The following is a 16,864-nucleotide window of genomic DNA, read 5'->3' on the forward strand; positions in this document are numbered from 1 at the left end:
TACGGGCGTCAGTGGCCGCGCGCGATCCACTCGTCCAGGTGCGGGGCCTCCGCGCCGATGGTGGTGGAGTCGCCGTGCCCGGTGCGGACGACCGTGTCGGACGGCAGGGTGAGGAGCCTGTCGCGGATCGAGTCCACGATGGTGGGGAAGTCCGAGAAGGACCTGCCGGTGGCGCCGGGGCCGCCCTGGAAGAGCGTGTCGCCGGTGAAGACGGTGCCGAGCGCGGGGGCGTGGAAGCAGACGGCGCCCGGCGCGTGGCCGGGGGTGTGCAGGACGCGCAGCTCGGTCCCGGCGACGGACAGCCGCTGCCCGTCGGCCAGTTCGCCGTCCGGCAGGCGGTCTGGGTGGGTGAGGCGCCACAGGGGCAGGTCGTCGGGGTGGAGCAGGATGGGCGCGCCGGTGCGGTCGGCCAGGTCGGGGGCGGCGCCCACGTGGTCGTCGTGCGCGTGGGTGCACAGGATGCCGCGCAGCGTGCGCCCGCCGAGCGCGGCCTCGACGGCGGCGGCGTCGTGCGCGGGGTCGATGACGTACGCCTCCTCGTCGTCGCCGACGATCCAGACGTTGTTGTCGACGTCCCAGGTGCCGCCGTCGAGGCTGAAGGTGCCCGAGGTGACGAGGTGGTCCACGCGCGCGCCGCTCACAGGACCACCACCGAGCGCAGCACGTCGCCGGTGTGCATGCGGTCGAAGGCCTGCTCCACCTGGTCGAGGGCGATCGTCTCGGTGACGAACGCGCCGAGGTCGAGACGTCCCTGGAGGTGGAGGTCGATGAGCATGGGGAAGTCGCGGCTCGGCAGGCAGTCGCCGTACCAGGACGACTTGAGCGCGCCGCCGCGGCCGAAGACGTCGAGCAGGGGCAGCTCGATCGTCATCTCGGGGGTGGGCACGCCGACGAGGACGACGGTCCCGGCGAGGTCGCGCGCGTAGAACGCCTGGCGGTAGGTCTCGGGGCGGCCGACGGCCTCGATGACGACGTCCGCGCCGTGGCCGCCGGTCAGTTCGCGGATCGCCTCGACCGGGTCGGTGTCCGTGGAGTTGACGGTGTGGGTGGCGCCCATGGCGCGGGCGGTGGCGAGCTTGCTGTCGCTGATGTCCACGGCGATGATGCGGGCCGCGCCCGCGAGGCGCGAGCCGGCGATCGCCGCATCCCCGACGCCGCCGCAGCCGATGACGGCGACCGAGTCGCCGCGGCCGACGCCGCCGGTGTTGATCGCCGCGCCGATGCCCGCCATGACGCCGCAGCCGAGCAGTCCGGCGACCTCGGGGGCCACGGCCGGGTCCACCTTGGTGCACTGCCCGGCGGCGACGAGGGTCTTCTCGGCGAACGCGCCGATGCCCAGGGCGGGCGACAGCTCGCGGCCGTCCGCGAGGGTCATCCGCTGCGTGGCGTTGTGCGTGTCGAAGCAGTACCAGGGGCGTCCGCGCAGACAGGCGCGGCAGCGGCCGCAGACGGCGCGCCAGTTGAGGATCACGAAGTCGCCGGGCGCGACGTCGGTCACGCCGTCGCCCACGGACTCGACGACGCCCGCCGCCTCGTGGCCGAGGAGGAAGGGGTAGTCGTCGCTGATGCCGCCCTGCTTGTAGTGCAGGTCGGTGTGGCAGACGCCGCAGGCCCGCACGCGCACCACCGCCTCGCCGGGGCCGGGGTCGGGGACGATGACGGTCTCGACCCGTACGGGCTCGTTCCTGCCGGGTGCGACGACGCCGCGGACTTCCTGGGGCATGGGAGGGCCGTCCTTCCGTGATCCTCGCTGATCGGTACGTTCTGTGCGTTCGGTGTGCTGCGGTGCCGATCCTCGCACCCCGCGCGGGACGGGCGCGCGACCGCGGCACCGGTGAGGCGTGGCGGCGATCATGGCACTATGAGCAACTGACAAGGCGGGGCATGGGGTTGTGCCCCGCCGGGTGCAGGCAGCAGGGCCGGGGAAGGGGAAGTGCGATGGGCAGTCCGAACAAGGGCCTCGGCAAGGTCGAGGTGGCGGTCAAGTGGGACGCCAGTGCGATGGGTGAGCCGGACCATGACGTGGACATCATCGCGGCGACCTTCGCCGCCGACGCGCCGCACGGCGATCCCGTCTACCTGGTGCACTTCGACAGCAGGTCGCCCGACGGGACGATCACGCTCAGCCGGGACAGCACGACGGGCCAGGGCTTCGGCTTCGACGAGGTGATGACGTTCGAGCTGGAGCGGCTCGCCGCCGCGTACGGCCGGGTCGTCGTGGGCGTCGCGATCCAGCAGCGCGGCGGGCGCCGGACGTTCGGCGACATCCCGAGCACGCGGTTCCGGATCGCCGAGGGCTACACCGAGCTGGCCCAGGGCGACTTCGCCGCCGTGGCCGGGTCCACGGCGGCGGTGGTCGGCGAGTTCGTGCGCGACGGGTCGGGCGAGTGGGCGCTGCGCCCGCTGCTGCGGGGATACGACACGGACCCCGAGGCGTTCACGCGGCTGATGGGCGGCGTCTGACCCGTACGGGCGCGGGCGCGGGTCCCGTCCCGGCCGTCACCCCGGGGTGGGACCCGCGCCCGCGCGGCTCGCGGCGGCGCCTCAGGTGACGCCGACGGTGACAGGGCCGCCGTGCCGGTCCACGTCCTTCATCACCGACCAGGGGATGCGCAGGACCCGTCCCGGCGCGGCGGGCCAGGGCAGGGTGCGGCGGGCGACGACGCGCCCGTCCTGCCGTACGGTCACGCGCGGGACGCGGACGAACTCGTCGGTCCACAGCAGCAGGCGGTTGCGCGGCGGCGCGGGGTCGCCAGGACGCAGCAGGCCGGGGGCGATCCAGCGCAGGGCGCCCTCGGCGTGGACGCGCACGCCCTCGCCGGGGCCGCCTGGCGCGGTGTCCGTACCGGCGAGGCGGTGCAGCACCTGGTCGGCGACGTGCTTGCCGTCGAGCGCGGCGATGTCGGCGGTGTCCACGGGGTGCAGCAGGTTCCCGGCCGCGTAGACGCCCGGCCTGCTGGTGCGCAGCGCGGTGTCCACGAGGGGGCCGAGCGTGCGGGGGTCCAGGTCGATCCCGGCGGCGCGCGCCAGTTCGTGGTCGGGGATCCAGTCGCCGGTGAAGACGACGGTGTCGCAGGCGACGACGCGGCGGGCGCGGGTGTCGAGGTTCTCGATCTCCACGCCGGTCAGCCGTCCCTTGCCGATGACCCGCGTGACGCGGGCGCGGGTGGCGACGGGGACGCCGAGCACCGTGCGGCCCGGCAGGGTGAAGGCGGCGTACGACTCCGCCTTGGCGTAGCGGCTGACCATCAGCGCGGTGTCGCAGCCCGCCTCCCTGAGGGTCAGGACGGCGGACCAGCTGACCAGTTCGCCGCCCACGACGACGGCCCGCTTGCCGACCTTGCCGTGGTGGAGGTGGACGATGTTCTGGAGCTGGCCGGTCGTGTAGACGCCGTGCGGCCGGTCGCCGGGGATGCGGCGGGCCGGGCGCGGCCGTTCGCGGGCGCCGGTGGCGAGCACGATGGCGCGGGCCCTGATGTGCAGGCGGCCCTGGGGGCTGGTGACCTCGACGGTGTCGTCGGCCGCCCAGCCGGTGACCATGGTGCGGGTGCGGATGACGGCTCCGGCGGCCAGGGCGCGTTCGGTGAGGTGCCGGGCGTAGCGAGGTCCCGTCATGACGCGGCGCAGGTCGCGCAGTCCGTATCCGGTGTGGTCGCTGTGCCGGGGGATGCCGCCGGCCTCGGCCTCGCGGTCCACGACGAGGACCTCGCCCGCGACGCGGGGCGCGAGGCGTGCGGCGGCGGTGAGGCCGGCGGGTCCCGCGCCGATGATCAGGACGTCCGGGGTGAGGAGGTCCGGGGCGCCGGGGGTGTGGGGGGTGGGTGTGGTGCTCATCGGTTCTTCAGCTCTTTCCCTGCTGCCGCGTGGGCTCGTCGCCGCCGGTGTCCGCGCCGCGTGTCGCGAGGAGACGCCCGACCTCGGCGCCGCAGAAGAAGCCCTGGCAGCGGCCGTTCATGGCGCGGGTGCGGCGGCGCAGGCCTTCGAGGTTCGGCGCGGGGAGCGTCGCGTGGCAGGCGTCGCGGATCTCCCCCTCGGTGACGCGCTCGCAGAAGCAGACGATCCGGCCGTAGGCGGGGTCGGCGGCGATGCGCGCGGCGTCCTGGTAGGGGCGGGTGGTGGCCTCGCCGATGTTGGGCATGCGCGGCGGCGGGGGCACGTCCGCGCGCGGCGTGAGGGCCAGTCCCGCGTCGGCGAGGAGGCCGAGGACGTGCTCGGCGATGGCCATGCCCGCCGTCAGGCCCGTGGAGCGGATGCCGCCGACGAGCAGGTAGCCCTGCTCCGGGGACGCCTCGACGAGGTAGTCCCCGTGGTCGATGGCGGCGCGCAGGCCCGCGTACGTGGCGGTGACCTCCTCCTCCAGCAGGCGCGGCATGAGCTTCTCGCCCTTGCCGAGCAGGAAGGCGAAGCCGTCCTCGGAGGTGCCGGTCGCGGTGCGGTCGGTGAGGTCCTCGGAGGTCGGGCCGAGCATCACGTTGCCGTAGATGGTGGGCGAGACGAGGACGCCCTTGCCGCGCGAGGTCGGCACGGGCAGGACGATCCGGTCCACGAGGGGGCGGGCGAGCTTGTCGAACACGAACAGCTCGCCGCGCCGGGGCGTGACGGTGAAGCGGTCGTGGCCGAACATGCCGTCGACGCGGTCGGCGCCGAGCCCGGCCGCGTTGACGACCCAGCGGGCGCGGACGTCGCCGCGGGTCGTGGACAGCGTGGTGACGCCGGTGTCCGCGTCCCGGGCGACGGCGGTCACCGCGTGGCCGAGGAGGACGTCCGCGCCGCGCTGCTTCGCGTCGGTGGCCAGCGCCAGGTTGGTCGTCCAGGTGCAGATGATCGACTCGCCGGGGACCGTGAGGCCGCCGAGCGCGCCGTCGCCGAGTGCGGGCAGCAGCGCGTACACGTCGGCGGCGCCGATGATCTCGCACTGCCGGTAGCCGTTGGCCTCGGCCTTCTCCTTCAGGCCGGGGAGGGCCGCCAGCTCCTCCTCGTTCCAGGCGACGAGGACGGCGCCGGTGCGCTCCACGGGGATGCCGGTCTCCTCGGCGTACGCGCCCAGCAGGTCGTAGCCGCGGGCGACGAGGCGGGATTCGAGGGTGCCTGGCTTGGCGTCGAAGCCGGTGTGGAGGATGGCGGTGTTGGCCTTGCTGGTGCCGTCGCCGACGTCGTCGCGTGCCTCGACGAGCGCGACCGACAGGTCGTGGCCCGCCAGGTCGCGGGCGATCGCGGAGCCGACGATGCCGGCTCCGATGACGGCGATGTCGTGGACGGCCGTGGCGCGCTGCGCGCTGTCGGTCATCGTGCGGTTCCCCTTTCCGTTCCGGCGGCGGTGGCCGCCGCTTCCGCCCAGCGGGCCCTGAAGTCGGCGGCGCGGTCGGCGCTCCACCGGGGCTCGTAGACGGTCGTGGGCCGCCAGTCGCCGACCGCGTCGGCCACGGTCAGGCCCGGGGTGAGGGCGAGCCGGGCCAGCGCGGCGGCGCCGAGCGGAGTGGCGTGGGCGGACGGGTAGATGTCCACCGGGATCTGGGCGAGGTCGGCCTGGGCCTGCATGAGGGCCCGGCTGTTGGTGAGGCCGCCGTCGGCGCGCAGCCGTGTCATGGGCGCGCCGAGGTCGGCCTCGACGAGCCGGCACAGCTCCGCGACCTGCGCGGCGATGCCCTGGAGTACGGCGAGCACCAGGTGCTCGCGGCGGGTGGACAGGCACATGCCGGTGAAGGTGGCGGTCGCGTCGGGCCGCCACCAGGGGGCGGCGAGCCCGGCGAGCGCCGGGACGCACAGCACGCCCTCGGCGTCCCGCGCGGCCACCTTGTCCAGGTCGGTGGCCGCGTCGATGAAGCCGAGGTCCTGTATCCAGCGGATCGCGGAGGCGGCCGTGTAGACCTGGCCGTCGACGCAGTACGGCGTGGACCCGGCGGCCCGCCAGGCGACGGAGGTGGTGAGCCCCGCGCTGGAGCGGACCGCGTTGTCGCCCGTGTTGGCCAGCAGGAACGCGCCGGTGCCGAACGTGCACTTGGCGGTGCCGGGGGTGAGGCAGCCCTCGGCGAGCAGCGCGGCCTGCTGGTCCACGACGAGCCCGGCGACCGGCACCTCGGCGCCGAACGCCCGGGTCGTGCCGACGACCTCGTCGCAGGCGACGATGCGGGGCAGCCGTTCGTCCTGGAGGCCGAAGAGGGCGAGCAGCTCCGGGTCCCAGTCGACGGCGTCGAGGCCGAGGACGAGGGACCGGCTGGCGGTCGTCACGTCGGTGACGAACGCGCCGGTGAGGTGGTGCACCAGCCAGGTGTCGGTCGTGGTGACGACGCCCTCGGTCGTGAGGTTCCGCCGCAGCCAGGCCATCTTCGGCGCGGAGAAGTACGGGTCGAGGACGAGGCCGGTGCGCTCGGCGACGGACGCGGCGTGCTCCGCCAGCCCGGCGCAGACCGACTCGGCGCGCCGGTCCTGCCACACGAGGGCCTGGGTGAGCGGCCGGCCGGTGTCCGGGTCCCAGGCGAGGACGGTCTCGCCCTGGTTGGCGAGGGCGACCGCGTCGATCGGCCGCCCGGCGGCGGTGACGGCGCGCCGTCCCGCGTTGAGGACGGAGTCGAGCAGTTCCGCGGGGTTCTGCTCGACGCCGCCGCCGTCGAGGTAGGTGGGGCGCACGGTCTCCTCGGCGATGGCGAGGGTGCCGTCCACCGTGTCGGTGACGATGGCCTTGGTGCCGGAGGTGCCCTGGTCGATGGCGAGGACGGTCGTCATCGCTCAGCGCTCCTGGGCGAGGTCGGCGCCGTCCGCGCGCCGGGGGGCGGCGGGCTGCGGGGCGGCGGCGCCGTCGGCGTCGAGCGCCTTGTCGATGTCCATCATGTCCGGCATGGTCAGCCCGGCGCGGCCGCGGGTGGCGAGCAGGTAGACGAAGTAGACGGCGCCGATGGCGAAGAGGATCAGGACGTACAGCCAGGGGTTGCGGAAGGACGAGTCGCGGAAGATCAGCAGCTCGTACACCAGCCAGACCGAGGCGACGACGATGACGGGGATCTCCCAGCGGCCCAGGGTGAAGCCGCGGCTCGGCGGCAGGGACCTGCGCTTGGCGATGTACATCACGACGGTGCCCGCGTAGATCAGGGCGGGCAGCAGGGTCGCGGCGGAGAAGAGGTCGAACAGGGCGTCGGTCGAGCCGGAGAAGGACAGCAGCACCAGCTGCGCGACGATCAGCATGAACACCGACGAGCCGACCGGCGTCCCCCGGCGCGGGTGGATGCGGCGCAGGGCCTGCCAGGCGGGGAACCGCTGGTCACGGGACATCGCCCAGACCAGGCGGGTGCCGCTGAGGGTGATGACCAGGCCGCAGGAGAAGATCGAGATGACGACCAGGACCAGCATCAGCTTGCCGAGGAACGAGCCGAGGACGTCCGTGATGATCGCGGCCACCGGGGTGTCGGACGCGGCCAGGGCGGGGATGTCGTCGGCCAGCGCGGTGATGGCCACCAGGAAGAGGAAGCCGAGGACGCCGAGGGAGATCACGGCCTGCGCCATGGCCTTGGGGATGACGCGGGCGGGCTCCTTGGTCTCCTCCGCCAGGTTGGCGGCGGACTCGAAGCCGACGATGGTGAACGCGCCGATCAGGAACGCGAGGGCGAACGGCCCGGCGTGGCCCGCGCTGCCGAGGGCGAAGTAGCCGTCGGGGTCGGCGGGCGCGGCCTCGAAGAGTGTCGAGAAGTCGATCTTCCCGGTGGCGGCGCCGACCACGAACAGCAGGACGGTCAGCGAGACCATCCCGATGAGCTGGACGGTGACGGCCACGTTGTTGACGCGGTGGGTGGCCCTGGTCGAGACGGCCACGAGTATCGCCTGGAGGAGGATGACGATCGCGGTGATGAACCAGGCGTTCTGCGTCGTGCCCTGGTAGCGGAACAGCTCCGGCAGGATCGTGGAGGCGATCGTGTAGTCCACGGCGACGACCACGACGCCGAGGAACGCGAACGAGATCCAGCCCATGATCCAGCCCCAGACCGGGCCGACGATGCGGGACACCCACTGGTACGCGTACCCGCTGATCGGGATGCGGGCGGCGAGCGCGCCGAAGATCAGCGCCACGGCGAGCTGGCCGACGACAGCGATGGGCCAGGCCCAGATGCCGCGCGGGCCGGAGGTGTTGAGGACCGAGCCGTAGGCGGTGAACAGGCCCGTCGCGATGGAGACGAAGCCGAAGGCGATGGAGAAGGAGGCGTACCAGCCCAGTTCGCGGGCCATCTCCTGCTGGTAGCCACCGGCACCCGTGGGTGCCGTCGAGCCCGGCGTTCCGGGTTCCGCGTGTGCCATGGGTCGTGCTGCCTTTCGTGTGGGGGCGGGTCCGTGAACGGCGGGCCGCCCCTGGGGGAACGCGGGGCCGGGTCAGGCGGTGACGACGGAGCCGCCCGCGCGGTCGATGGCGGCGGTCAGCGCGGGGTCGCCGACCGGGTCGGTGATCACACCGGTGCAGCCGCCGAAGTCGCAGATCCGGTGGGGTGCGATGCGTCCGTGCTTGCTGGAGTCGGCGAGCACGTACGTCCGCGCGGCGTGCGCGAGTATCGCCTGCTTCGTGGCGATCTCGTCGTAGTAGAAGTCCGTCACCCCCGCTCCCGCGGCTATGCCGCCGGAGCCGATGAACGCGAGGTCGGCGTGGAAGCCGCCGAAGAAGCCGACCGTCGCGGCGCCCGAGCAGACGAGGTCGCCTGCGCGGATGCGGCCGCCCGGCACGAAGACCTCGACGTCCTGGCGTCCGGCCAGCTCGCCGGCGACGAGCAGGGAGGGCGTGGCCACCGTGCCGCGGAAGTCGGCGGGCAGGGCGCGCGCGACCTCGACGGCGGTGGTGCCGACGTCGATCGCCAGCGTCATGCCGGGGACGACCAGCGCGGCGGCGGCCCGGCCGATGGCGACCTTGGCCTCGCGCTGGGCGAGGGAGCGCTCGGCGTAGGGCGCCTCCTCGCCGGTGAGCCCCCGGGCGACGGTCAGCGCGGCGGCGCCGCCGTGGACGCGGCTGAGCTGCCCGCGCTTCTCCAGCTGGGCCAGGTCGCGGCGGACGGTCTCGGCGGACACGTCGAGCGCGGCGGCCAGGTCCTCGGTGGAGAGGGTCCCGGCCCGGTTCACCGCGGCGGTGATGCGGCGGTGGCGTTCCGCTGGCAGCATGGCGTCCTCGCTGACTGCGTTCGTGGATGAATGACTGAACTTAGCCGAAAGTGTGGACCGCTGCCCGAATGGCGTCAAGGGTCGAACGGCTGGGCGAGCCGGAATCGTGACCAGGGAACCGGAAGCGCACATACAGCCCGATAAGGGGCATAAGCGGCGATCGCGCGGAGAGCGGCGCGCGCGGTGGTGCGCAACAGGGGAAACGGCGGTCCGCGCGGCTTGGCCGGGCCCGGCACCTGATCTACGATCGGCCGCCGTGCCCTTCGAGAGACGGAACACCTCACCAGGCTCTGTTCGAACAAGCCTCGCACGCACGCGACTTCACGCCGGAAGGACCGCCGTACGGGCCGCCGCCCTCGCGGCCGCCGCCCTCGCCCTGGCCGCCACCGGCCTCACCGCCCAGGCGACCGGAGGACCGCCCGCCCCCGCCGCCGCCCCCGCGGCGGACGGCTTCCAGACCGGCGTCACCCACACCCAGCAGAGCGTGGACGGGAACGCCGCCGCCCGCGCCCGCGCCGAGACGATCCTCGGCACCGTCGGCCCCCTCCAGAACCAGCACCTCATGGGCTGGGGCACCGAGAACCCCGAGCCCGAGCCGGGGGTCTACGACTGGGCGAGCCTCGACGAGCGCGTCGCCCTGATGGAACGCACCGGCGGCGAGCTGGTGATCACCCTGTGCTCGGCCCCCGGCTGGATGAAGGAGGCCGACGACTGGGACATGGACGCGGCCCCCACCCCCGAGCACTACGACGACTTCGCCGACCTGGCCCTCCGCGTCGCCGAGCGCTACCCGCAGGTGCGCCGCTTCCAGGTGTGGAACGAGTTCAAGGGCTTCTGGGACGACGACCGCAACCGCTGGGACCACGAGGGGTACACCGAGATGTACAACCTCGTGTACGAGCGGCTGAAGGAGCACGACCCGGATCTCGCGATCGGCGGCCCGTACGTCTCGTTCAACGTCTACAAGGACGAGGACGCGATGAGCCACCCCTCGTCGCTCACCGGCGACTGGGGCACCGTGGACCGGCGCGACCTCGACGCCGTGGAGTACTGGCTGGAGCACAGCGCGGGCGCCGACTTCGTGACGGTGGACGGCTGGGCCTCCACCGTGGACGGCTGGCACCCGCCCGCCGCCCGGTCGGGCGACATGTTCCGCGCCGTCTCCGAGTGGATCGGGGAGCGGACGGACCTGCCGCTGTGGTGGGCCGAGTTCTACGCGCCGCTCCAGGAGGGCGCCGACGCCAGCTCGCCCACCGCGATCCGCGCCGTCCTCGAAGGGATGCGCGACGGCGGCGCGGACGTCGCGCTGTGGTGGGGCCCCGAGTGCGACGGCTCGGACTTCCCGTGCGTGTGGACGTCCACCCGCGAGCAGGGCGGCGGCCGGGAGACCGCCTACCTGCCCGTGCTGCGCGACTTCTCGGGACGCTGAACGGGCCGCGCGGCGCCGTGCCGGTCCCGGCGCGGCGCCGCGCGGGGCGGCCGGTCACCCGGCGGGGTTCACCAGACGAGGACCGGTTTGACGGCGGCGCCGGAGCAGTGGTCGGCGACCGCCCTGTTGATCTCGGCGAACGGGTAGACCGTCACGAGGTCCCCGGCCGGGAAGCGCCCGTCCGCCTGGAGCGCGAGCAGCCGGGGGATGAACCGCTCCGGCACCGCGTCGCCCTCGACGCAGCCGCGCACCGTCTTGCCCCCGACCATGATGTCCCGCACGTCCACGGTCAGTTCGGCCTCGCCGAGGCCGACGACGACCAGCGTGCCGGTCGGCGCGAGCGCCTTGGCCGCGGCGGCGACGACGGACGGCACGCCGGTCGTGTCCAGCGCGTGCGTCGCGCCGCCTCCGGTGGCGCCGCGCACCGCCGCCACCAGGTCGCCCGCGTCCGGGTCGAGGGCCGCGTCCGCGCCGAGCCGCACGGCCAGGGCCCTGCGCCCCGGCCGCACGTCCACGGCGACGGTCCCGCGCACCCCGGCGGCGCCCGCCGCGAGCAGCGCGGCGAGCCCGACGGACCCGGCGCCGTAGATCGCCAGGCGCGCGCCGGGTCCCGGCCGCAGGACGTTGAGCACCGCGCCCGCGCCCGTCTGGAAGCCGCAGCCGAGCGGCGCCGCCCGGGTGAGGTCGGCGTCGCGGCCGACGACCACCGCGTTGTCCGCGCTGGCCAGCGCGTGGCTCGCGAAGCTCGACTGGCCGAAGAACGACCCGGCCACCGGCGTGCCGTCGCGCCACATCGTGGCCGAACCGTCCGCGCGGCGGCCCGAGTTGTTCAGCAGCGCGGTCCGCTCGCAGTACGCGGTCCTGCCCGCGCGGCACAGGCGGCACGCGCGGCAGCTGCGGTAGCTCAGCACCACCCGGTCCCCCGGGCGCACGCCGCGCACCGCGCCGCCGACGCGTTCCACGGTCCCCGCACCCTCGTGGCCGAGGACGGCGGGCCCGGCCGGGGCCGCCGCCTTCGCCACCAGGTCGGTGTGGCACAGCCCCGCGGCGGCCACGCGCACCAGGATCTCGTCGGGGCGCGGGTCGTCGAGGTCGAGGGTCTCCAGGACGAACGGCGACCCGGGGGCGCGCGCCACCGCGGCGGTGATCCGCATGGCCAGTTCCTCCGCTGCGCGAGTGGGGGCGGTCAGGCTCTCTCCAGGAGGAAGTAGAAGTGCCGCCCGTTGTGGAGGACGAACTCGGCGTCGCCGTTCATGATGCCCATGAGGGTGACGTCGTCGACCCGTTTGAAGTGGTCGAGGACGGCCCGCCCGTCGTAGACCATGGTGGCGGTCACCTCACCGCGGAACTCGACGTTCCACAGGCTCGCCTCGCCCCTGCCCAGCTCGACGTTGGAGAACAGCTCGCCGTTCTCGTCGTAACAGATGAGGGGTTTGGCGTCACTGAGAGAGTTGAACGACTTACCGTACCACCGGCAGCAGGCGAGCGTTCCGTTGAGGGCGTGGCCGGTGGCGAAGCCCTCGCCGCGCCAGCGGCCGAGGATGTCGCCCGCCGGGACGGGGTCGAGGCCGGCCCATATCCGGTCCAGCTCGTCGCTGGACACCCCGTCGCGCAGCGCGCGCAGTTGCTGGAAGCGGTTCCTGGCGTCGTAGCGGTTCATCCGCGTCCCTTTCCGGGCGGTCCGCGCCGCCCTCCGCTGGATGTCTTCCCGGCCGCGGCACCCCGCGCAGCCTCGTCCCCCGGGGCTGACGGGGCGTCATCTGTGACGTGCGCCGTCAACATTTCGTGCGCGAACCCCTTGACGAGAGGGACATATGGTCGCACCATCTGTAAACGATTCCAGTCACTGAAAACGTTTACACCGATCCGCCCAGGATCGGACGAACCACCCGTAAGGACTTCACGGTCCGTATACCGTCCACGGCCGAGGGGATGTCGGATGCCGAACAGCGGGCAGCACGGCGGCCAGCCGACCATCGTGTCGATAGCCGCCCACGCGGGCGTCTCCATCGCCTCGGTGTCCCGCGTGCTGAACGGCCAGGGCGCCCGGCGCGACACCACCGAGCGGGTCCGCCGCGCCGCCGCGGAACTCGGCTACGTGCCCAACGCCGTGGCCCGCTCCCTCAAGGACGGCAGGACGCGGCAGCTGACCTTCGCCATCCCCGACATCGGCAACCCCGTGTACGTCGCGATGGTCCGCGCGATCCAGGCCGTGGCCAAGGCCGCCGGCTACCGGCTGCTGCTGCACTCCACCGAGGCGGTCGCCGAGGACGAACTGGCCGTCCTGCGCAGCCTCGGCGACCGGACGAGCGACGGGCTGATCCTCGTCCCCATCCGCATCACCGACGACCACCTGCGCGCGCTGGAGAACGCGGCGGGCCCCGTCGTCGTCATCGGCTCGCTGCCGCCGGGGACCCCGGTGGACAGCGTCCGCGCGGACTCGGTGGCGGGCGCGGCGAGCGCCGTGCGCCACCTCTACCGCACGGGCAGGCGGCGCATCGCGTTCGTCAACGGCCCCGCCGACACCGTGCCTGGCGCCAACCGCGCCGAGGGCTACCGCGCGGCGCTCGCCGAGTGCGGCCTGCCCTACGACGAGCGGCTGGTGGCGCACACCGAGTTCGGCATCGCGGCGGGCACGGCGGCGGCCGAACGGCTGCTCGCCGAGCGCCCCGACGCGGTGTTCTGCGCGAACGACCAGCTGGCGCTGGGCGCGTCCCACGCGCTGCTCTCCCAGGGGCTGCGCATCCCGGGGGACGTCGCGGTCGCGGGGATGGACGACAGCTCCCTCGCCCGCGCCGCCTGGCCGCCGCTGACCAGCGTGGACCTCGGCTCGTCCGAACGCGGGCGGCGCGCCGCCGAGCTGCTCCTCGACCGGCTCGGGGGCACGCCGGAGGGCGCCCCGCCCGGACCGCGCACCACCACCGCGCCGCCCCGCCTCGTCGTCCGCGCCTCCACCGCGCCGCCCGACTGACCCCCGCCCGCCGAGCCGCCCCCACGAACCGATCCCCCCACGAACCGACACCGTCCGAGCCGATTCCCAGTCCCCGACCCGTCACCATCCCCGAGCACGAGGTGCGCATGAGTCTCACCGCCCCCCGGGCCGACGCCGCCCCGGGCAGCCGCGGCGCCCCGCCCCCCAGAACCCCGGCCCAGCGCAAGCGCGCCCTGGGCCTCGACAGGGGAGCATGGTTCCTGCTGCTCCCGGCGCTCATACCGATCCTGGTGCTGAGCGTGGTGCCGCTGCTGTACGGCATATCCCTGGCCTTCACGGACTCCCAGTCCGGGCGAACCGAGTCCACCCAGTTCGTGGGCCTCGCCAACTTCGCCGACCTGCGGTTCGACAGCCTGTTCTGGGACTCCTTCCGCATCGGCCTCGTCTGGGCCGTCTGCGTCACCGCCCTCCAGGTGCTCCTGGGCCTGGGCCTCGCGCTCCTGCTGGACCAGCGGCTCAGGTTCCGCTGGCTGGCCAGGACGCTGGCGCTCGTCCCGTGGGCGATGCCCGAGGTCGTGGTCGGCATCATGTGGCGCCTCGTCTACCACCAGGACGCGGGCGTGCTCAACAAGACGCTGGGCGACCTGGGCCTGCTGGGCCTGTTCGGCAACGGCGACAACGTGGACTGGCTCACCGACATGGCCCTCGCCCTGCCGGCCGTGATCGTCGTGGGCGTCTGGGCGGGCATGCCGCAGACCACCGTCGTCCTGCTCGCCGGGCTCCAGAACACGCCGCACGAGCTGCGCGAGGCCGCCCAGATCGACGGCGCGGGGATCTGGCGGCGCTTCACCAGCGTCACCTGGCCCGCGCTGCGCCCGGTGGTCCTCGCCATCACCGCGCTCAACTTCATCTGGAACTTCAACTCCTTCGGCCTGGTGTACGTGCTGACGCAGGGCGGACCCGCCGGGGAGACGCGGCTGCCGAGCCTCTTCGTCTACGAGGAGGCGTTCACGTACGGCCAGTTCGGCTACGCGGCGGCGATGGGCCTCGTGCTGGTCGGCGTCATGGCGGTGCTGCTCACCCTGTTCCTGCGCAACCGCCTCAAGGAGGAGACCCCGTGAGCGCCGTCACTCCCGCACCGCGGCGGCCCAAGGGCCGCACGCTCCGCACGGCGGCGGGCAGGACCGGGCAGTACGCGGCTCTGCTGTGCTACCTGGCGTTCCTCGCCTTCCCGCTGCTGTGGCTGGTCTCCACGTCCTTCAAGTCGCCGCAGGAGCTGGGCTCCATCGAGCCGACCTGGATACCGCGCGACCCGTCGTTCGACAACTACCGGGCGGCCTTCGACGCCCAGCCGCTGCTGCGCTCGGCGCTGAACAGCCTGCTGGTCGCGGGGAGCGCCGCGCTGATCGCCGTGGCGATCGCGATCCCGGCGGCGTACGTGATGGTCCGCTACGGCCGCTCGCGCGTCAGCCGGGCGGGGACGGGCTGGGTGCTGGTCAGCCAGATGTTCCCGTTCGTGCTGATCATCATCCCGCTGTTCCTCGTCCTGCGGAACCTGCACCTCATCGACTCGCTGCCGGGCCTGGTCCTGGTCTACGTCGTGTGGAACCTGCCGTTCTCGCTGTGGATGCTGCGCGGCTTCGTCAAGGCGGTGCCGCAGTTCCTGGAGGAGGCCGCCGCCGTGGACGGCGCGAGCCGCCTGCGCACGCTGACCCACGTCGTCCTGCCGCTGCTGGTCCCGGGTGTGGTGGCGACGCTGATGTTCTCGTTCGTCACGGCCTGGAACGAGTTCTTCTTCGCCCTGGTCCTGCTCAAGTCCCCGGAGAACCAGACGATGTCCGTGATCCTGACCCACTTCATCGGCGCCGAGGGCGTCGCGGACCTCGGGCCGCTGGCCGCCGCCGCCGTCCTCGCCACGCTGCCGAGCCTCGTGCTGTTCTCGCTGCTCCAGCGGCGGCTCGCCGGAGGCATGCTCGCCGGGGCGGTGAAGGGCTGATGCGCGCCACGCACCGGAACCGGCCGCGGACCCGCCTCGCCGCCTGCGCCGCCGCCCTGTCCCTCGTCGCGCTGGCCGGCTGCGGCTCGGGCGACGGCGGCGCGGGGGACGGCACGGTCACCCTCGACTTCCTCAGCCTCGCCTGGCAGCAGGAGTCCGTGGAGGCCAACCAGGCCCTGGTGGACGAGTGGAACGCCACCCACCCCGAGACGCAGGTGCGGTACATCCAGGGCTCCTGGGACAACATCCACGACCAGCTCCTCACCTCCTTCATGGGCGGCGAGGCGCCGGACATCATCCACGACGACGCGTCCGACCTCACCGACTTCGCGTACGGCGGCTACCTCGCCGACCTCACGGACCTGCTCCCGGAGGAGCTGCGCTCCGACATACCCGAGGAGTCGTGGGGGACGACCACGTTCGACGGCGGGATCTACGGCGTCCCCTTCCTCCAGGAGCCGCGCGTGCTGATCGCCAACACGCAGCTCCTCGAAGAGTCGGGCGTCCGGATACCGACCGCCGACGACCCGTGGACCTGGGACGAGTTCGAGGACGTCACCGCGGACCTCACGCAGGACACGGACGACGACGGCCGCACCGACACGTACGGCGTCGCCTGGTCCATGCGCGAGCCCGTCAGCCAGTCCGTGAACCTCTCGCTGTCCACCGGCGGCGGGATCTTCCACCAGGACGACGAGGGGAAGAACGAGGTCCGCTTCGACGGCGACGACTCCGCCGTCGCCGAGCTGATCAACCGGCAGGTGAACGAGGACGGCACCGCGCCGAGCAGCAGCCTCGGCATGTCGGGCTCCGACACGCTGCCCGGCTTCTTCGCGGGCCGTTACGCGATGCTGCCGCTCAACTTCTCCTTCCGCCAGCAGGTGTCGCAGCAGGCGCCGGACGGGTTCGAGTGGTCCGTCCTGCCGATGCCGTCGGGCGGCGGCCCCGAGGGGCTCGCCCAGGGCGTCGCCCCGCAGACCCTGTCGGTGGCGGAGGACAGCGACCACCAGCAGGCCGCGGCCGACTTCATCGCCTTCCTCACCCAGGCGGACCACGCGGTGGAGCTGGCCCAGGGCGACTGGATGCTGCCGACGAGCAGCGCCGCCTTGGAGGACCCGTCGCTGAACACGGACGAGCTGGGCTGGAGCACCGGAGTGGCGGTGGCCGCGTATCTGCGGCCCTCGCCGGTCCTCGGGGTGCGGGGCTATCCGGAGTGGAAGGACAAGATCGCCACCCCCGCGTTCCAGCGGTTCTACGACGGCGGCTCCGACCTCGGCGACCTGCGCGAGGACCTGACCGAGGACGGCAATCGCATCCTGGACCGGTATCAGCGCTGATGATGGCAGACCAGCACAAAATATGACGGAACGGGACGGCC

General features: G+C 73.4%; 15 protein-coding genes. 6 read left to right on the forward strand and 9 right to left on the reverse strand.

Annotated elements, in window-relative coordinates; translation table 11 throughout:
- Nucleotides 1–8: 8 nt before the first annotated feature.
- Together ACIBPC_RS23930 and ACIBPC_RS23935 are read right to left on the reverse strand one after the other, a co-directional pair.
- Entirely contained in the window at nt 9–641 is a 633-nt protein-coding gene (locus ACIBPC_RS23930) for an MBL fold metallo-hydrolase (RefSeq protein ID WP_398847404.1), read from the reverse strand.
- Entirely contained in the window at nt 638–1,723 is a 1,086-nt protein-coding gene (locus tag ACIBPC_RS23935; RefSeq protein WP_398847406.1) for an S-(hydroxymethyl)mycothiol dehydrogenase, read from the reverse strand. The genes ACIBPC_RS23930 and ACIBPC_RS23935 overlap by 4 nt, the downstream gene beginning before the upstream one ends.
- A gap of 215 nt (nt 1,724–1,938) precedes the next feature.
- Between ACIBPC_RS23935 and ACIBPC_RS23940 the strand changes: the two genes are divergently transcribed.
- Nucleotides 1,939–2,463: a TerD family protein gene (locus tag ACIBPC_RS23940; protein WP_398847407.1), complete on the forward strand. Its 525-nt coding sequence runs from the start codon at nt 1,939–1,941 to the stop codon at nt 2,461–2,463.
- A gap of 81 nt (nt 2,464–2,544) precedes the next feature.
- On the opposite strand, the gene ACIBPC_RS23945 is transcribed toward ACIBPC_RS23940, so the two are convergent.
- The 5 genes from ACIBPC_RS23945 to ACIBPC_RS23965 form a co-directional block, all read right to left on the reverse strand.
- A complete protein-coding gene (locus ACIBPC_RS23945; RefSeq protein WP_398847409.1) occupies nt 2,545–3,834 on the reverse strand; it encodes an NAD(P)/FAD-dependent oxidoreductase in 1,290 nt (429 codons plus the stop codon).
- 7 nt (nt 3,835–3,841) lie between these two features.
- The gene (locus ACIBPC_RS23950) at nt 3,842–5,287 is read right to left on the reverse strand and encodes an NAD(P)/FAD-dependent oxidoreductase (RefSeq protein ID WP_398847411.1); all 1,446 of its coding nucleotides are present in this window, start codon (nt 5,285–5,287) and stop codon (nt 3,842–3,844) included.
- Entirely contained in the window at nt 5,284–6,723 is a 1,440-nt protein-coding gene (locus ACIBPC_RS23955; RefSeq protein ID WP_398847413.1) for an FGGY family carbohydrate kinase, read from the reverse strand. Before ACIBPC_RS23955 ends, ACIBPC_RS23950 begins: the two co-directional genes overlap by 4 nt.
- 3 nt (nt 6,724–6,726) lie before the next feature.
- The gene (locus ACIBPC_RS23960) at nt 6,727–8,283 is read right to left on the reverse strand and encodes an APC family permease (protein WP_398847414.1); all 1,557 of its coding nucleotides are present in this window, start codon (nt 8,281–8,283) and stop codon (nt 6,727–6,729) included.
- A gap of 72 nt (nt 8,284–8,355) precedes the next feature.
- Complete coding sequence (locus ACIBPC_RS23965; protein WP_362959563.1) at nt 8,356–9,129, reverse strand: DeoR/GlpR family DNA-binding transcription regulator; 774 nt, start codon at nt 9,127–9,129, stop codon at nt 8,356–8,358.
- A gap of 256 nt (nt 9,130–9,385) precedes the next feature.
- Between ACIBPC_RS23965 and ACIBPC_RS23970 the strand changes: the two genes are divergently transcribed.
- The gene (locus tag ACIBPC_RS23970) at nt 9,386–10,558 is read left to right on the forward strand and encodes a xylan 1,4-beta-xylosidase (protein ID WP_398847416.1); all 1,173 of its coding nucleotides are present in this window, start codon (nt 9,386–9,388) and stop codon (nt 10,556–10,558) included.
- A 68-nt stretch (nt 10,559–10,626) separates the two neighbouring features.
- Here the strand turns inward: ACIBPC_RS23970 and ACIBPC_RS23975 are convergent, their stop codons facing one another.
- On the reverse strand, nt 10,627–11,712 hold the full coding sequence (locus ACIBPC_RS23975; RefSeq protein WP_398847418.1) for an NAD(P)-dependent alcohol dehydrogenase: 1,086 nt from the start codon (nt 11,710–11,712) through the stop codon (nt 10,627–10,629).
- 32 nt (nt 11,713–11,744) lie between these two features.
- Entirely contained in the window at nt 11,745–12,218 is a 474-nt protein-coding gene (locus ACIBPC_RS23980) for a DUF4334 domain-containing protein (protein WP_398847420.1), read from the reverse strand.
- 279 nt (nt 12,219–12,497) lie between these two features.
- On the opposite strand from ACIBPC_RS23980, the gene ACIBPC_RS23985 reads away from it, so the two are divergent.
- From ACIBPC_RS23985 to ACIBPC_RS24000, 4 genes are all read left to right on the forward strand, one after another.
- Nucleotides 12,498–13,529 (forward strand): LacI family DNA-binding transcriptional regulator, encoded by a 1,032-nt coding sequence (locus tag ACIBPC_RS23985; RefSeq protein WP_398847421.1) that lies wholly within the window; start codon nt 12,498–12,500, stop codon nt 13,527–13,529.
- 107 nt (nt 13,530–13,636) lie between these two features.
- On the forward strand, nt 13,637–14,611 hold the full coding sequence (locus ACIBPC_RS23990; protein ID WP_398847422.1) for a carbohydrate ABC transporter permease: 975 nt from the start codon (nt 13,637–13,639) through the stop codon (nt 14,609–14,611).
- Nucleotides 14,608–15,486: a carbohydrate ABC transporter permease gene (locus ACIBPC_RS23995; RefSeq protein ID WP_398847423.1), complete on the forward strand. Its 879-nt coding sequence runs from the start codon at nt 14,608–14,610 to the stop codon at nt 15,484–15,486. Before ACIBPC_RS23990 ends, ACIBPC_RS23995 begins: the two co-directional genes overlap by 4 nt.
- On the forward strand, nt 15,486–16,823 hold the full coding sequence (locus ACIBPC_RS24000; RefSeq protein WP_398847425.1) for an ABC transporter substrate-binding protein: 1,338 nt from the start codon (nt 15,486–15,488) through the stop codon (nt 16,821–16,823). Before ACIBPC_RS23995 ends, ACIBPC_RS24000 begins: the two co-directional genes overlap by 1 nt.
- The last annotated feature ends 41 nt before the right edge of the window (nt 16,824–16,864 follow it).

It is taken from the genome of Streptomyces sp. NPDC049879 (genome assembly GCF_044461265.1).
GTDB lineage: Bacteria > Actinomycetota > Actinomycetes > Streptomycetales > Streptomycetaceae > Streptomyces.

Excerpts from the sequence above, each read along its gene's own strand:
- ACIBPC_RS23990 (WP_398847422.1), top strand. The coding sequence starts at position 13,637 with ATGAGTCTCACCGCCCCCCGGGCCGACGCCGCCCCGGGCAGCCGCGGC.
- ACIBPC_RS23975 (WP_398847418.1), bottom strand. The coding sequence starts at position 11,712 with ATGCGGATCACCGCCGCGGTGGCGCGCGCCCCCGGGTCGCCGTTCGTC.
- ACIBPC_RS24000 (WP_398847425.1), top strand. The coding sequence starts at position 15,486 with ATGCGCGCCACGCACCGGAACCGGCCGCGGACCCGCCTCGCCGCCTGC.
- ACIBPC_RS23935 (WP_398847406.1), bottom strand. The coding sequence starts at position 1,723 with ATGCCCCAGGAAGTCCGCGGCGTCGTCGCACCCGGCAGGAACGAGCCC.
- ACIBPC_RS23960 (WP_398847414.1), bottom strand. The coding sequence starts at position 8,283 with ATGGCACACGCGGAACCCGGAACGCCGGGCTCGACGGCACCCACGGGT.
- ACIBPC_RS23950 (WP_398847411.1), bottom strand. The coding sequence starts at position 5,287 with ATGACCGACAGCGCGCAGCGCGCCACGGCCGTCCACGACATCGCCGTC.
- ACIBPC_RS23940 (WP_398847407.1), top strand. The coding sequence starts at position 1,939 with ATGGGCAGTCCGAACAAGGGCCTCGGCAAGGTCGAGGTGGCGGTCAAG.
- ACIBPC_RS23985 (WP_398847421.1), top strand. The coding sequence starts at position 12,498 with ATGCCGAACAGCGGGCAGCACGGCGGCCAGCCGACCATCGTGTCGATA.
- ACIBPC_RS23955 (WP_398847413.1), bottom strand. The coding sequence starts at position 6,723 with ATGACGACCGTCCTCGCCATCGACCAGGGCACCTCCGGCACCAAGGCC.
- ACIBPC_RS23945 (WP_398847409.1), bottom strand. The coding sequence starts at position 3,834 with ATGAGCACCACACCCACCCCCCACACCCCCGGCGCCCCGGACCTCCTC.
- ACIBPC_RS23980 (WP_398847420.1), bottom strand. The coding sequence starts at position 12,218 with ATGAACCGCTACGACGCCAGGAACCGCTTCCAGCAACTGCGCGCGCTG.
- ACIBPC_RS23965 (WP_362959563.1), bottom strand. The coding sequence starts at position 9,129 with ATGCTGCCAGCGGAACGCCACCGCCGCATCACCGCCGCGGTGAACCGG.